Below are 15,461 nucleotides of genomic sequence, written 5' to 3'. Positions count from 1 at the left end.
CTCCATGAACCAAAAATATCTGCTTTATATGTATATGCTCAAGGCGCGTACCTTTATTGCCTTACTGATCGTCGTCGGTTTCTTTAGCGTCATGGTGCCGAATTTTCTGACGCCCTCTAACGTACTGATCATGACGCAGCATGTGGCGATTACCGGCCTGCTGGCGATTGGCATGACGCTGGTGATCCTGACCGGCGGCATTGATCTCTCGGTGGGCGCGGTTGCCGGTATCTGCGGTATGGTCGCGGGGGCGTTGCTGACCGCAGGCATCCCGTTATGGGACGGGAACCGGCTCTTTCTGAACGTGCCGGAGGTGATTCTGGTGGTAGCGCTGTTTGGTGTGCTGGTGGGCATGCTTAACGGGGCGATGATTACCCGGTTGGGCGTCGCCCCCTTCATCTGTACCCTGGGCGTGATGTATGTCGCCCGTGGCGCGGCGCTGCTGTTTAACGATGGCGCGACCTATGCCAACCTGGTGGGCCTGCCTGCGTTAGGCAACACCGGCTTCGCGTGGTTAGGATCGGGCACCTTCCTGGGCGTGTACATTCCGATCTGGCTGATGATCGGCTTCCTGCTGCTTGGCCTTTATCTCACCCGTAAAACGCCGCTTGGTCGCTACATCTATGCGACGGGCGGCAATGAACCGGCCGCAAGGCTGGCCGGTGTGCCGATTATCAAAGTGAAAGTATTCGTCTATGCCTTTTCGGGCCTGTGTGCCGCACTGGTCGGCCTGATCGTTGCCTCCCAGTTACAGACTGCGCATCCGATGACCGGCAATATGTTTGAAATGGATGCTATCGGTGCCACGGTGCTGGGCGGTACCGCGCTGGCGGGGGGACGCGGTCGTCTCTCCGGCTCAATCATCGGGGCCTTTGTTATCGTCTTTCTGGCCGACGGCATGGTCATGATGGGCGTCAGTGATTTCTGGCAAATGGTGATCAAGGGCGTGGTGATAGTGACCGCCGTGGTGATTGACCAGTTCCAGCAGCGCCTGCAGAGCAAAGTGATACTGCTGCGTCGTCATGAAAAAAAGCAGCCGGTCACGCCACGGGCTGATATCAGTCATGGATAACAGGGGAGCAGCATGAACCGCAATTTTAGTGGAAAAACCGTGGTGATCACCGGTGCCTGCCGCGGGATTGGTGCCGGCATCGCCGCCCGCTTTGCCCAGGACGGCGCAAACCTTGTGATGGTCTCCAACGCTGATCGGGTATTTGCCACGGCCGACAGTCTTCGCGCCACCGGGGCCGCTATCCTGGCCCTGCAGGCGGATGTCACGGATGAAGCGCAGGTACAACGCCTGTATCGGCAGGCCGCAGAACGTTTTGGCGGCATTGACGTGTCGATTCAAAACGCAGGGATTATCACCATTGATGCGTTTGATGCGCTGCCGAAAAGCGATTTCGAGCGCGTGCTCGCCGTCAATACCACCGGTGTCTGGCTGTGCTGTCGTGAGGCGGCCAAATACATGGTGCAGCAAAACGGCGGCAGCCTGATCAATACGTCCTCCGGCCAGGGACGCAAAGGCTTTATCTACACGCCGCATTACGCCGCCAGTAAAATGGGGGTAATCGGTATTACACAAAGTCTGGCACTGGAACTGGCGCGCTGGAACATTACCGTGAATGCGTTTTGCCCGGGCATTATTGAAAGTGAAATGTGGGATTACAACGATCGGGCCTGGGGGCCATTCTCAGCAGCGATAAGAAAACCTATGGCAAAGGCAAACTGATGGCGGAGTGGGTCGACACAATTCCGTTGAAGCGCGCCGGACAGCCGCAGGATGTGGCCGGGCTGGTGGCGTTTTTGGCCTCGGATGATGCGCGCTATATTACCGGGCAAACGATCAATGTGGACGGCGGATTGATTTTCTCCTGATCTTTTCCCCGGCGCGTTACGTCGGTGAAGGGTTATCTTAACCCCGTTTCATGCGGGGTTTGCCGCTTCGCTGAGCACAAATATCGCTTCAAATCATTAATCTGTGTCACATTATGCTAAAATAGTCTGCGCTGGTTTTGTCATTCTCGTTGAGAAACCACCTGATAATGTTTATGCCCGGACCTGATGATGTGATTTACAGACCTGTTCTCCTCGCGTTGACTGTCATGACGGCCATCGCCGCCGCCCCTGTTCGTGCGCTGCAAGCCGACAGTCAGATTCCTGCTACCCTGTTTGGCGATCCCGCTCGTTTCCGGCAGTCGCTTGACGATCTTCCGTCGCTGGGGCATGTCGAGGAGGATCATCAGTGGAGTGAAAAACTGGCGAAGGCGGCGAAAAGCATTGCAGAAGCCAGTGAAAGCAGCAGCGATGTGACCTTTGGTCAGCAGGCCGGGCAGTGGGCGTTTAATCATCTGCGTGACGAAGTTGCGACGCGGGTGGAAACGGAAGGGCAGTCGCTGCTCTCTCCCTACGGTAATGCAGAATTCGACGTGAAAGTTGACATGGACGGCAATTTTGACGGGACCGGCGGTAATCTGTTTAGTCCGCTGGCCGATGAAAACCGCTATCTGACGTTTAGTCAGCTTGGTCTGCACGATACGGTGGAAGGGGTGGTCGGTAATGCGGGACTGGGCCAGCGCTGGGATCTGGGCAACTGGCTGTTAGGCTACAACAGTTTTATCGATCGCAGTTTTCGCAGCGGCCTCCAGCGCGCATCGGTGGGAACGGAAGCCTGGAGCAACAACCTGCGGCTCTCCGCTAATTACTATCATCCGCTTTCAGGATGGCGCAATCGTGACAGCAGCCAGCAATACCGCATGGCCGAAGGTTACGACATCACCACTCAAAGCTATCTTCCTTTTTACCGTCAGCTGGGCGTGTCATTCAGTTATCAGCAGTATCTGGGTGAAAAGGTTGATCTGTTTAACAGCGGTAATCGCTACCACAATCCGGCGGCACTCTCGCTCGGGCTGTCTTACACGCCCGTGCCGCTGGTGACCTTCACGGCCAGCCACAAAACCAGCAGTGCCGGCGAGACCCAGGATCAGGTTGGGCTGAAACTGAATTATCGTTTTGGCGTGGCTTTAAGCCGCCAGCTGGATGCCAGTAACGTCGCCGAGATGCGTTCGTTGCGTGGCAGTCGCTACGATACCGTCACGCGCAGCCAAACGCCGGTAATGGCTTACCGGCAGCGCAAAACCCTCTCCGTGTTTCTGGCGACGCCGCCATGGCAGCTTAATCCGGGCGAGAGCGTTCCACTTAAGCTGCAGGTACGCGCCAGTCATGCGATTAAGGGGCTGAGCTGGCAGGGCGACACGGCGGCGCTGAGTCTGACTGCTCCTCCGAACAACAGTGCAACGGACGGCTGGAGCGTGATTGTGCCGCCGTGGGACAGCACGCCAGGAGCCAGCAATACTTACCATCTGTCGGTTACGGTCGAAGACAGTAAACAACAGCGCGTCACGTCCAACTGGATCACCCTCAGGGTCCAGCCGCCGTTGTCGCTGGATGAGCCGCCCGCGGAACAGGGGGACGCGCGCTCGCCGGTTACCGATCCGCTGAGCTTCAGCGACTAACGTCACAATAAAGTGTGATTTTTGTCACACTTTTTCACTGGTAAAAGCACACGCACACTCGCAGAATCGGCAAAAATATCCATTCATCTGCACACCATGATTCTTCGACCACCTAACCATTGGTTTATCCGCCTGTTTGCCTGGCATGGCTCTGTTCTGCCCGATATCCTGTTCCGCCTGTTTCTTAACCTGTTAATGTCGCTGCTCGCCCTGGCGTTGCTGGACTGGTATGAAACCCTGGGCATTAAGCTCACGCTGGCGCCGTTCAGCCTGTTGGGCGTCTCCATCGCTATCTTTCTGGGTTTCCGTAACAGCGTTTGCTATGCGCGATTCAGCGAGGCCCGCCTGTTACTGGGGGCGTTGCTGATTGCCTGCCGTAATATTTTGCGTCAGGTTATTGCCTTCTGTCCGGCAGATGCGGAGCGGGTGCAGGCCATGCTGCTGGCATTCTGTGCCAGTCTGAAACATCAACTCCGTCATACGGATGCACGTGACGACCTGACGCGCCTGCTGGGCAGCGAGGCCGAGGTGCTGCTGGGCCAGCACTCGGCGGCAAATATGCTGCATCTGCAATTGTCGCAGTGGCTGGCAAAGCAGCGACAAATAGGGGTAATCAGCGATATTGTCTGGAGCACGATTGACAACAACCTCAACCAGATTGCGGCAGTGCTGGGAGGATGTGAACGGCTGGCCAGCATGCCGGTGCCGTTTGCCTATGGCTTGCTGCTACGGCGTACCGTTTATCTGTTTTGTGCGTTGCTGCCGTTTGCGCTGGCGCCGGACCTGCATGCGATGACGCCGCTGGTGTCGATGTTTATTTCCTACACCTTTTTGTCACTCGATACGCTGGCGGAAGAGCTGGAAATGCCGTTTGGCTATAAGAATAACCATCTGCCGATGGATGCTATCTGCATCAACATAGAAATCAATTTGCGGGAAATGTCGGGAGAGAAGGATCTGCCCCAACCGATGCAGCCGGACTGTCACTATCGCCTGAGCTGAGAGGAAGGGGTAAAGAGAAACGGCCCGTCAGACACAGGCCGGGCCGTTTAACAATGAGGGGGTAACGCTTAGAACTGGTAGACCAGACCTACCGCTGTAATGTCATCTGTTGCCAGACCCAGCGGATTATTTTTCTTCAGCAGGTTAATACGGTATTCGCCGTACACCGACATGTTTTTATTGAAGTAGTAAGTTGCACCCACAGAAGAGTATTTATACAGATCGGCATCACCGATGCCTTCAATGTCTTTGCCTTTTGAGGTGACGTAGCTTAATGAAGGGCGTAAGCCATTCAGGAACTGGTATTGCGCAACAAATTCCATGTTCTGTGCTTTGTTAGCGAAACCGGTCGCACTGGAAGGCATCGGTGTGGCGTTAAGCGTTTCACCGTACATTGCTGCCAGGTAAATCTGGTTAGCATCATACTTAACAGATGTTGCCCATACCTGTCCTTTGTCACCGCGACCAAAAGTCGCTGCGTTTTGTGCCTGAGTACGTTGCAGGCTTGAGTAAGCGCCAGCAAAACTCAAACCAAAATCAAAGTCATATGAGGTAGATAAAGCAAAGCCATCGCCATTCGCACGGCTCACCTGCAGACCGGCATTGTTGGTCGAGGTACGATCGTTCTTACCTTCGTACTGTGCCGCAATGTTCCAGCCCTTCACCAGACCAAAGAAGTCTTTATTGCGCCAGGTCAGTACACCACCTGAGCGAGCAGTCAGGAAGGCGTCGTTATAGGCAGAGTCTCCACCCCATACCGGCAACATATCGGTGTAGCTTAATGCGTCATAAACCAGACCGTAGTTACGGCCGTAGTCCAGTGAACCCAGTTCGCCATATTTCAGCCCGGCATAACCCAGGCGGGTTTTGTTACCGGTGTTGGCATCTGCACCTTCAGAGTTTTTGACGCTGAACTGGTACTGCCAGAAACCATAGCCAGTGAGTTGATCGGTGATGGCGGTTTCGCCTTTAAAACCGATGCGGGCATAGGAAGTGAGATCGCCATTATTTGACGGATCATCTGAAAAATAATGCGAAACGTTAACCTTGCCTTGTAAATCCAGCTTATTTCCGTCTTTATTATAAATTTGTGCGGCCTGAGCAGTCGGCAGGCCGATCAGTAACGGCATTAATGCCGCCACTAAAGTGCGCTTCATCATTTATTATTTACCCTGTGGTTGTCTTATTATTTGCCCCTCTGGTGGGGTGAAAAGAAAATGACACAAATTGTTAATTCAGCCTAGCGCAATAAGTGTAACTAAATGTGTATTTCAGGGAACTAAACGATAAAAACGCCTTTGCTGACTGGCTTGTGGCCGGTGTTATTGTTTTTTCTTATGAATTATCTGGCAATAAAAAGAAGAAAATCTCATATATAACAGTCATTTGATTTATATCATTAACGTGCCCTGTTCAGACCAGTAAAAAAACGAAAGCGCTAGCGACCGTGGTGAAATAATCAACCTTTTATGACTAAAAAATAATCTAAAAAGGACAGGTTTCATATCATTAGTCTGCGTAGTAATTGTAATTCTGGCTTGGTACAGGTTATTAAATTCCTGATAGTCACCCTGGAAATAAAATAAAAAAACAGATGAATAATTATAAATTATGAAACCAGGAGTGATTTATTCCAGTTCATTCTTTTGTCTTTTATTTGAGTTAATTCATCCCGGTCATAATAGTTTTCTTTTGTTTTGCACAACAACCATGCAAGCGCCCCATTGTGAGGCGTACTTTGCACGCTTTTAAACAAATAATTTATCAGCGATCACAAAAGCAATATTTCATATCGCCGTTGCATAATTCCGCTTTAAAAAACGCTACTATCCCGTCTCTCTCAGACTATTATTCACTATTTATGCATTTTAAGTGAATAGATGCTGATCGTAAGTTATTGATAATTGGTTATGCGCTCCATTTTATGCATTTTAGTCCTTGGCTGGCACGCTATCTGCAATCTATCGTAGGACGAGTCTTTACATTCTTAACATTTAACAAACAAACAGATTACCCCTGGGGTACAGGAGAAGGACTATGCCACTGCAGGTTTCGCGTCATGATTTTGATCACTGGATGATGCCGGTTTATGCACCCGCCAGTTTTGTACCGGTCCGCGCAGAGGGCTCAACCGTCTGGGATCAGCAGGGAAAAGATTATATCGATTTCGCCGGCGGTATCGCAGTTAATGCGCTGGGCCATGCGCATCCCGCGCTTCAGCAGGCGCTTCAGGAGCAGGCTTCACGTCTGTGGCATACAGGCAATGGATATACCAATGAACCCGTTTTACGTCTGGCGAAACACCTGATCGATGCCACCTTTGCTGACCGTGTGTTCTTTTGCAACTCCGGGGCAGAAGCAAACGAAGCGGCGCTGAAGCTGGCCCGAAAAGTGGCACATGACCGGTTTGGTAACCATAAAAGCGGCATCGTCGCATTTAAAAATGCCTTTCATGGCCGCACGCTGTTTACCGTTTCTGCGGGAGGGCAGCCTGCCTATTCAAAAGATTTTGCGCCACTTCCGGCAGATATTCAGCACGCGGAATTTAACGATCTTGCGTCTGCTGCCGCACTGATTTCCGATCAGACCTGTGCCGTCATTGTCGAACCTGTTCAGGGCGAAGGCGGTGTTGTTCCGGCAGAGCCCGCGTTTCTGCGCGGCCTGCGTGAACTGTGTGATAAACATCAGGCCTTGCTGATTTTCGATGAAGTGCAGAGCGGCGTTGGCCGGACCGGCTCGCTGTACGCCTATATGCACTATGGCGTGACGCCGGATGTCCTGACCAGTGCCAAGGCGCTGGGCGGTGGGTTTCCCATTGGTGCTATGTTAACGCGTGAAGACCTGGCGCAGGTGATGGGCGTGGGCACGCATGGCACAACCTATGGCGGTAATCCCCTGGCGGGCGCGGTGGCAGGGAAAGTCATGGAACTGATTAACCGGCCTGAAATGATGGACGGCGTGAAGATGCGCCATGACTGGATTGTGGCGGCGCTGAATGACCTCAATCAACGTCTGCATCTGTTTAAAACGGTGCGCGGGTTAGGGTTATTGATTGGGGCCGTACTGAACGACGACTTTGCGGGGAAAGCCAAACAGATCAACCTCGCCGCTGCTGAACAGGGCGTTATGGTGCTGATCGCCGGGGCTAACGTGGTGCGTTTCGCACCGGCGCTGAATATCAGCGAACAGGAAGTAAAGACTGGTATGGCGCGCTTTGCCCAGGCCTGTGAACAGCTGTTTAAGGGCCAGGCATCATGATGGTGATTCGTCCGGTCGAGCGGGATGATCTGAGTCAGCTGATGGCACTGGCGGCAAAAACAGGCGGCGGACTGACCTCCTTGCCGGTTGACAGCGCCACGCTACAGGCCCGAATCGAACGCTCGCTGCATACCTGGCAGGGCACGCTGCCGCGTGCTGAACAGGGCTATGTGTTTGTGCTGGCTGACAGCCAGGACAATCGCGCGGTGGGGATCTGCGCCATTGAGGTGGCTGTAGGTCTACAGGAACCCTGGTACAACTTTCGGGTCGGCACACAGGTGCATGCCTCAAAAGAGCTGAACGTGTACGCCACGTTGCCGACACTGTCATTAAGCAATGACCATACAGGCAGTAGCGAACTCTGCACGCTGTTTCTGGATCCCGACTATCGTGACGGTAAAAACGGTTATCTGTTATCGAAGTCCCGTTTTCTGTTTATGGCGAACTTTCGCGACTGCTTTATGGCGCGGGTGGTTGCCGAAATGCGCGGCGTCAGCGATGAACAGGGGCATTCCCCGTTTTGGGACAGCGTGGGCATTCACTTTTTCTCGATGGAATTTCGCAAAGCCGATTTTCTGAGCGGTACCGGGCAGAAAACGTTTATTGCGGAACTCATGCCCAAGCACCCGCTTTATCTGCACTATTTAACCCCGGAAGCGCAGGCCGTCATTGGTCAGGTCCATCCTAAAACCGCGCCCGCACGTGCGGTACTGGAGGCGGAGGGTTTCCGCTACCGCCAGTATATTGACATCTTTGATGGCGGGCCGACGCTGGAATGTGACATTGATGACATCCGCGCCGTGCGGGACAGCCGGTTACTGACGGCACGAAAAGGCGAGGCCCGGCAGGATGCGCCACTTTGTCTGGTCGCCAACACCGATTATCACCGGTTTCGTGTCGCACTCATACCGGTCGATCCGAGCGCTGAACATATTCAGCTTAATGACGAACAGTTACAGGCGTTGCAGTGCCAGCCCGGTGACAGCCTGCGCGTAGTGACGCTGTGTAGTGAGGAGAAAAAGGCATGACGCACCTGATTAACGGACAGTGGCTCGCTGGCGAGTCAGATCACTTTTCCAAACAGGACCCGGTCAGCGGCGACACGCTGTGGCAGGGGTGCGCGGCTTCATCGGAGCAGGTTACAGCGGCCTGCCAGGCGGCCCGGTCGGCCTTTCCGGCGTGGGCAAGACAGCCTTTTGCCGCCCGTCAGGCCATCGTTGAACGTTTCGCGGTACAGCTCGAGAACCATAAAACCGCCCTGGCCGACTGCATTGCGCAGGAAACGGGGAAACCGCGCTGGGAAGCGCTGACGGAAGTGACCGCGATGATCAACAAAATTGCGATTTCCGTTAAAGCCTATCACGCTCGCACCGGGGAGCAGCAACAGGGCGAAAATGCCCTGCGTCATCGTCCTCATGGCGTGCTGGCGGTATTCGGCCCGTATAATTTCCCGGGCCATTTACCGAATGGTCACATTGTGCCCGCCTTGCTCGCCGGTAACTGTGTGGTGTTCAAACCCAGCGAGCTGACGCCGGCCACCGCTGAGAGAACGGTACAGCTGTGGCGGGAGGCGGGCCTGCCAGATGGCGTCATGGGACTGCTGCAGGGCGGACGTGAAACCGGCCAGGCGCTGGCGGCTGAGCAGGGCATTGACGGCCTGCTGTTTACCGGTAGCGCACATACCGGTTATCAGCTTCATCGCCAGTTTGCCGGGCAGCCTGAAAAAATGCTGGCGCTGGAAATGGGCGGCAACAATGCACTGATCGTGGACGACCCCGCGGATATCGACGGGGCGGTGCATATTGCCATTCAGTCGGCCTTTATTACGGCAGGCCAGCGTTGTACCTGCGCGCGCCGCTTACTGGTCAAACGGGGCGCGGCCGGTGATGCCTTCCTGACACGGTTGGTTGAGGTGGCCGGGCGGTTGCAACCCGGCGCCTGGAACGCCGATCCGCAACCTTTTATGGGCAGCGTGATCTCCTGCGCCGCTGCCGAAAAAATTTATGCCGAATGGCAGCAGCGCGTCGCGGCGGGCGGCAAGATACTGCTGGCAATGCGCTGGCCCAACCGGCAACAGGCGCTGTTAACGCCCGGCATTATTGACGTGACCGCGGTAGACAATTTGCCGGATGAAGAAGTATTTGGCCCGCTGCTGGCGGTGATGCGTTACGACGATTATCCGCGGGCGATTCAACTGGCTAACCAGACGCGTTACGGCCTGTCGTGCGGGTTAATTTCACCGTCCCGCGAGCAGTTTGACCAGCTGTTGCTGGAAGCGCGTGCCGGTATTGTGAACTGGAATAAGCCGCTGACTGGCGCTGCCAGTACGGCACCGTTTGGCGGGATTGGCGCCTCGGGTAACCATCGCGCCAGCGCCTGGTATGCCGCAGACTATTGTGCCTGGCCGATGGCCTCGCTGGAATCGCCGCAGCTTACGCTTCCGGCAACACTGTCACCGGGCCTGGATTTTTCACCGCAAGGAGGTCGTCCATGAAAGCCACAGAAGCCAACTTTGATGGGCTGGTCGGACTGACGCACCATTACGCGGGGTTGTCATTCGGTAACGAAGCCTCGACGCGCCATCAACACCAGCCGTCGAATCCGCGGCTGGCGGCAAAGCAGGGCTTACTGAAAATGAAAGCGCTGGCCGACATGGGATTTGTTCAGGGCGTGATCCCGCCGCATGAGCGGCCCGGCATTGCCGTGCTGCGTCAGTTGGGTTTTAGCGGCAGCGATGCGCAGGTTCTGGAAAAAGCCCATAAAACGGCCCCCGCGTTACTGTCAGCCGCCAGCTCGGCCTCGGCGATGTGGGTGGCCAATGCGGCAACGGTATCACCCTCAGCCGACAGCGCTGACCGTCGGGTGCATTTCACCGTCGCGAATCTCAACAACAAATTTCACCGTTCCATTGAAGCCCCGCAAACGGCCGCTCTGCTGCGAGCGCTGTTTCGCGATCCGCGACATTTTGTTGTGCATGATGCGCTACCGCAGGTGGCCAGGTTTGGTGATGAAGGGGCGGCCAACCATAACCGTCTGGGCGGCGACTATGGTGACGCGGGTGTACAACTGTTTATCTATGGTCGCGACGGCCAGTCTGATATGGCCCCCCGACGCTATCCGGCCCGGCAAACCCGTGAAGCCAGTGAAGCGGTCGCCCGCCTGCATCAGCTCTCGCCTGAAAAAGTCATTTTTGCGCAGCAAAATCCGGCGGTCATCGATCAGGGCGTTTTCCATAACGATGTCATTGCCGTGAGCAATCAGCAGCTGCTGTTTTGCCATCAGCAGGCTTTTGTTGATCAGCCCGGTTTACTGGCGCAACTGCGCGACCGTGTGCCGGGTTTTGTCGCCCTGGAGGTGCCAACAGCCCGGGTCTCCGTGCAGGATGCCGTCAGTACCTACCTGTTTAACAGCCAGCTGCTGACGCGCCCGGATGGCAGCATGATGCTGGTGCTGCCGGAAGAGTCGCGCCAGCATCCCGGCGTCTGGGAATACCTGCGTGAACAGGTTGAAGGCGGCGGTCCGTTACAGTCCCTACAGGTGTTTGACCTGCGGGAAAGTATGCACAACGGTGGCGGCCCCGCCTGCCTGCGGTTGCGCGTGGTATTAACCCCCGAGGAGCGCCAGGCCGTTAACCCGGCGGTGCTGATGAACGATCACGTGTTCGCCACGCTGAACCGGTGGGTCGATAAGCACTATCGCGACAGGCTGACGCAAAGCGATTTAGGCGATCCGCAATTACTGGAAGAAGGGCGGGTTGCCCTTGATGAATTGACCAGGCTGCTAGACTTAGGAAATGTGTATACATTTCAGCAGTGAAGCAGGTGGTGCCGTCAGGGTTGCCCGCTTCCGCTTTTAAGGAGAAACGATGCAGGACTTTTTGCAGCAAACGCTGTCGGGTGAAGCGCCACGTTTGCGTAGCGGTGAGACGGCGCATCTTCGCTGGCAGTGGTTATACCATGGTCTTTTGCTTATGGAGCCAAAGGCACCGGTTAACCAGGCGCTGGTACTCTCTGCGGGCATTCACGGAAATGAAACCGCCCCGGTTGAAATCCTTAATCAGCTCATCACGCCTTTACTCCGGGGCGAAAAACCACTTCAGCAGCGTATGCTGGTGGTGTTAGGTAATCCTTCGGCGCTGCGCGCGGGGAAGCGTTATGTGACCAGTGACATTAACCGACTGTTTGGTGGCCGCTGGCAGCAGATTGATGATGGCGATGAAGCGCGGCGGGTGCTGCGGCTGGAACAAACGCTGGAAAACTTCTGGCAGCGGGGGGCATGTGACGAAACTCGCTGGCACCTGGATATGCATACGGCACTGCGCGGCTCTTACCATCCCCGCTTTGGCGTACTGCCGCATAATCCGCGTCCCTGGCCGGACGCGTTTTTGCACTGGCTGGGCGCAGCCGGTCTGGATGCGCTGGTATTTCATCGTTCGCCGGGGGGCACCTTTACCCATTTCAGCTGCGAACATTTTGGCGCAGCCAGCTGCACCCTGGAGTTGGGGCAGGCGCGGCCGTTTGGCGAAAACGATCTGTCGCAGTTCAGCGCCGCGTCTCAGGCCCTGGCTGCTCTGCTGTATGGTGAAACATTGCCTGAGCCCGCCGGTCGCCCGCGCCGTTATCGGGTCTGCCAGCAGATCACGCGCTTAAGTGAGGCGTTTCAGCTGCATATGCCGGATGACACGAAAAATTTTACCGCGTTTCCGCAGGGGGCGTTGTTAGCTGAGGATGGCGAGACGCGCTACTTTGTCCAGCAGGCGCGGGAATACGTGCTCTTTCCCAATCCCCATGTCGCGCTGGGATTGCGGGCGGGTTTAATGCTGATTGAAGAGAGCGAGCAGACTCAGGCGTTACCTCTCTGAACGGTCTCACCGCGCAGTTTAAAAAAAGAGCGGAAGAGACCTTCCGCTTTACTGCTAAAGGCATTACAATTCTCCACGATTTATCCGAAATTTCCTGATTATTCATACTCTTTTGCAATTCCTGACGCCATTCTTCTTATTCCCTCCATGATCGGCTGAAATATGACTTTTGTGCTTTCACGCTTTTACGCTCACTCGCAGTAGTTGACGTTCAACGTCGTATGCTTGTTTCCGAAGACGCGACAGCGCGCTGTCGTAACGAAAGTGAACAAGTAAAAAAGGACACTGTTATGCGTAAACTGACTTCTCTGTTACTGGCTTCTACCCTGGCATTTGGTGCGGCATCTGTAGTGCATGCCGAAGCGGATAACCTGACGCCACCGCCAGCAGGCAGTGAGAAACCGATGCACAAGCCGATGCACCGGGGTGGGATGGACATGATGTTTGGCGGACTGAATCTGACGCCAGAACAAAAAACAAAAATGCATGAAATTATGAAAGCGGGCCGTGGCGAGATGCAGCGCCCGTCAATCGAAGAGCGTCGCGCTAACCATGCGATTATCGCCTCTGACAGCTTCGACAAAGCGAAGGCCGAAGCCCAGGCGGAGAAAATGACCGCCAACGCCAAAGCGAACGCGGTGGCAATGATGGAAACCCAGAACAAACTGTACAACGTACTGACGCCAGAGCAGAAAAAGCAGTACAACGCGAATTTTGAAAAGCATCTGACTGAAAAACGCCCGATGCATGACAAAGCGGCTCCGGCCCCTGCTGAATAAGCTTCGGGTTAATCACTAAAACCGGTCTGAGACCGCCGGCCTTGTCCACGTTGCGTGGGCAGTGCCGGCGGTTTTTTTATGCACGCGCGCCAGCGGGAAGGCGGTTAAGGGAAAGGGCGGTTCTGTCGCGTCATGCGGTCAACTCAGTGTTGCGTTGCAGGTCGCCATCTGTCCGCCTTTTGCGCCGTCAGCAGGCGGTTCAGAGCGGAATGACCGGATACTGGCCGGACAGCACCGGACGGCACAGGATCTTATAACCATCGTGGTCGAACCCGCCTTTACCCCGTTTCAGCCGTCTGGCTTCTTCAAGCGAGTCAACTGAGCCCAGATAGAACCAGTGGTCAATGACATGAATCTGCGTCATCTGTTTCCCTTCTTCCACCAGCGCCACCGCACCCTGCCAGGGCCAGCAGAAGACGCGGACGTTTTCCAGCGCCGCCAACAGTCGGTCCTGATGATCGCTCACGGACTCTTTGCCGCAGCAGGCACCCGCACAGCGGCGTAACGCTGAGCGGAAACAGCCCCGGCTGGGGCTCAGTGCTTCCAGACCTAATAAGCCGTGGCAAAGCTGATACTCATCGGCCAGCTGTTTCAGCCGTTCCAGGGCAGCGAAGCGACTGCGGTATAAACCAAACAGGTTGGGCGACTGACTGAAATCGACATCGCGCGCATACACGACCTGTGGTTTCCCTTCGGGCGTAATTTGCAGCGAGCAGAGCTGTCGATTTTTGCGCAGGCGTTTATTGAAGAGCGGCTGCTGAGTTTTAATCATCTGCGCTTCCAGTAGCAACGCGCCGAGATCGCCCGCCGTGGGGATCCAGCTAACGCGTCGCGACTGGCGTAACATTTTGGCTTCATCAGGTGTTCGGAAATGAGACATGACGCGCGAACGCAGGTTAACGCTTTTGCCAATGTATAACGGCAGCGTGTCGCTTTCGCCATGAAAGGTATACACGCCGGGCAGGTTGGGCAAGCCTTCCAGCCATTCACGCAAATGTTCCGGGTATTCATAAATCGCTGCCGCATCAAATTCGAGGCGGTGGGTTGCTGCACGTCTTGCCAAAACGAACTCCCTATACTGGTTGTTCATACAGCATAACAGGCAGGTTAAATGATCGCCAGCCTCAGATTCATAACCGGTATGTTGCCCGCCAGCCGATCAGCGAGCCTGCGGTGATCAGGGCAACACCTTGCCAGAAGCTGGCGGGCGGTGTCAGGCCCAGCCATAAGCTGGCCAGCAAGGCGGACAGCACGGGCGTAAAACAGGAGGCGGTCGCCAGCAGGGGCAAATTTCCCTGCTGAATGCCGTCGTTCCAGGCAGAGTAGGCCACGGCGGTAGAGGCACCCACGAACAGCACTTGCGCCAGCGCGGCTGCGCTGACGTGCATCGTTTCCTGCTGTGTGCCGAACGCAAATTTAAGCCAGCGCGGTGACGATAAAAAACAGTGAAACACCGTTGCTACCGCATGCATAACGGCGTGTCACATTGTTATAAAGCGCCCAGGCCAGGGCTGCCGCCAGTGCCAGCAGATAAGCCAGCGGGTTATGGGCCATATTTAAACCATCTGCGTGGCCACGCTGTCATGTGTGCCTTTCATGACCCAGACAATGCCGCACAGAGAGAGCAGCAGGCCGGGCCACAGCCAGTGGCGGAAACGCTGCTGATTAAACGGAATGGCCAGCACAATGGTCAGGGATGGCCAGAGGTAATTAATCATGCCCAGTTCCAGTGACTGTGTCCGATCGTGGGCAAGTCCAATCGCCAGCGCCAGACAGATTTCATATCCCACAAACAACCCGCCGCCCACCAGCAGATAGCGACGGGGCAGGACACGCGGATCGGGCAGGCCTCTTGTCAGGCACAACAGCAGGGCGATGATGGAATAGATCAGGGCGGCACCGCCGGTGGGGCCAAAAGCCTCACTGACGCTACGCAGCAGACCCAGGGTCGTACTCCAGAGTAAAATTGCGCTCAGCCCGGTCAGGGTGGCGCGAGGTAACGTTACGGACATGGGGTTTCAGCAGTTAAGGCAACCCTTGCCGGGC

Annotated in this window: 11 protein-coding genes and 2 pseudogenes; 10 read left to right on the top strand and 3 right to left on the bottom strand. The window is 55.4% G+C overall.

What is annotated here, in order from left to right:
* The first annotated feature begins 4 nt into the window (after window positions 1–4).
* The 4 genes and pseudogenes from GC090_RS11855 (at window position 5) to GC090_RS11840 (ending at window position 4,517) form a co-directional block, all read left to right on the top strand.
* Window positions 5–1,072 carry an ABC transporter permease gene (locus GC090_RS11855; protein ID WP_006118931.1) on the top strand — a complete coding sequence of 356 codons (1,068 nt, stop codon included), beginning with the start codon at window positions 5–7 and terminating at the stop codon, window positions 1,070–1,072.
* A gap of 12 nt (window positions 1,073–1,084) precedes the next feature.
* A pseudogene (locus GC090_RS11850) lies at window positions 1,085–1,878 on the top strand (SDR family oxidoreductase).
* A gap of 164 nt (window positions 1,879–2,042) precedes the next feature.
* Window positions 2,043–3,515, top strand: coding sequence for a YchO/YchP family invasin (locus GC090_RS11845; protein WP_324021587.1), 1,473 nt, complete (start codon window positions 2,043–2,045; stop codon window positions 3,513–3,515).
* A 96-nt stretch (window positions 3,516–3,611) separates the two neighbouring features.
* Window positions 3,612–4,517 (top strand): bestrophin family protein, encoded by a 906-nt coding sequence (locus tag GC090_RS11840; RefSeq protein WP_033741099.1) that lies wholly within the window; start codon window positions 3,612–3,614, stop codon window positions 4,515–4,517.
* Window positions 4,518–4,585: 68 nt separating this feature from the next.
* Here GC090_RS11840 and GC090_RS11835 read toward each other — a convergent pair whose 3' ends face one another.
* Window positions 4,586–5,677, bottom strand: a complete 1,092-nt coding sequence (locus GC090_RS11835; protein ID WP_033741100.1) for a porin — start codon at window positions 5,675–5,677, stop codon at window positions 4,586–4,588.
* Between the two features lie 877 nt (window positions 5,678–6,554).
* Here GC090_RS11835 and GC090_RS11830 point away from each other — a divergent pair.
* The 6 genes from GC090_RS11830 (at window position 6,555) to spy (ending at window position 13,415) form a co-directional block, all read left to right on the top strand.
* Entirely contained in the window at window positions 6,555–7,775 is a 1,221-nt protein-coding gene (locus GC090_RS11830; protein ID WP_324019862.1) for an aspartate aminotransferase family protein, read from the top strand.
* Entirely contained in the window at window positions 7,772–8,803 is a 1,032-nt protein-coding gene (astA, locus tag GC090_RS11825) for an arginine N-succinyltransferase (RefSeq protein ID WP_033741105.1), read from the top strand. The genes GC090_RS11830 and astA overlap by 4 nt, the downstream gene beginning before the upstream one ends.
* Window positions 8,800–10,269, top strand: coding sequence for a succinylglutamate-semialdehyde dehydrogenase (astD, locus tag GC090_RS11820; protein ID WP_324019860.1), 1,470 nt, complete (start codon window positions 8,800–8,802; stop codon window positions 10,267–10,269). Before astA ends, astD begins: the two co-directional genes overlap by 4 nt.
* Window positions 10,266–11,591, top strand: coding sequence for an N-succinylarginine dihydrolase (gene astB, locus GC090_RS11815; protein ID WP_324019859.1), 1,326 nt, complete (start codon window positions 10,266–10,268; stop codon window positions 11,589–11,591). The genes astD and astB overlap by 4 nt, the downstream gene beginning before the upstream one ends.
* A gap of 49 nt (window positions 11,592–11,640) precedes the next feature.
* Window positions 11,641–12,636, top strand: coding sequence for a succinylglutamate desuccinylase (gene astE, locus GC090_RS11810; RefSeq protein ID WP_054633910.1), 996 nt, complete (start codon window positions 11,641–11,643; stop codon window positions 12,634–12,636).
* Window positions 12,637–12,926: 290 nt separating this feature from the next.
* Entirely contained in the window at window positions 12,927–13,415 is a 489-nt protein-coding gene (spy, locus tag GC090_RS11805; protein ID WP_006118940.1) for an ATP-independent periplasmic protein-refolding chaperone Spy, read from the top strand.
* A 199-nt stretch (window positions 13,416–13,614) separates the two neighbouring features.
* Here spy and cho read toward each other — a convergent pair whose 3' ends face one another.
* Both cho and yddG read right to left on the bottom strand, forming a co-directional pair.
* Window positions 13,615–14,478, bottom strand: coding sequence for an excinuclease Cho (gene cho / locus GC090_RS11800; RefSeq protein ID WP_006118941.1), 864 nt, complete (start codon window positions 14,476–14,478; stop codon window positions 13,615–13,617).
* A 67-nt stretch (window positions 14,479–14,545) separates the two neighbouring features.
* Window positions 14,546–15,427: pseudogene (yddG, locus tag GC090_RS11795) on the bottom strand (aromatic amino acid DMT transporter YddG).
* Window positions 15,428–15,461 lie beyond the last annotated feature (34 nt).

Origin of the sequence: Pantoea sp. JZ29, from assembly GCF_035190385.1 — a bacterium.
Lineage (GTDB): Bacteria > Pseudomonadota > Gammaproteobacteria > Enterobacterales > Enterobacteriaceae > Pantoea > Pantoea stewartii.
This window is presented reverse-complemented; position numbering and strand designations above follow the sequence as displayed.

What these genes read in the sequence shown, in the direction of transcription:
- GC090_RS11855 (WP_006118931.1), top strand. Translation starts at nt 5, where the DNA reads ATGAACCAAAAATATCTGCTTTATATGTATATGCTCAAGGCGCGTACC.
- GC090_RS11840 (WP_033741099.1), top strand. Translation starts at nt 3,612, where the DNA reads ATGATTCTTCGACCACCTAACCATTGGTTTATCCGCCTGTTTGCCTGG.
- GC090_RS11835 (WP_033741100.1), bottom strand. Translation starts at nt 5,677, where the DNA reads ATGATGAAGCGCACTTTAGTGGCGGCATTAATGCCGTTACTGATCGGC.
- GC090_RS11830 (WP_324019862.1), top strand. Translation starts at nt 6,555, where the DNA reads ATGCCACTGCAGGTTTCGCGTCATGATTTTGATCACTGGATGATGCCG.
- astA (WP_033741105.1), top strand. Translation starts at nt 7,772, where the DNA reads ATGATGGTGATTCGTCCGGTCGAGCGGGATGATCTGAGTCAGCTGATG.
- astD (WP_324019860.1), top strand. Translation starts at nt 8,800, where the DNA reads ATGACGCACCTGATTAACGGACAGTGGCTCGCTGGCGAGTCAGATCAC.
- astB (WP_324019859.1), top strand. Translation starts at nt 10,266, where the DNA reads ATGAAAGCCACAGAAGCCAACTTTGATGGGCTGGTCGGACTGACGCAC.
- astE (WP_054633910.1), top strand. Translation starts at nt 11,641, where the DNA reads ATGCAGGACTTTTTGCAGCAAACGCTGTCGGGTGAAGCGCCACGTTTG.
- spy (WP_006118940.1), top strand. Translation starts at nt 12,927, where the DNA reads ATGCGTAAACTGACTTCTCTGTTACTGGCTTCTACCCTGGCATTTGGT.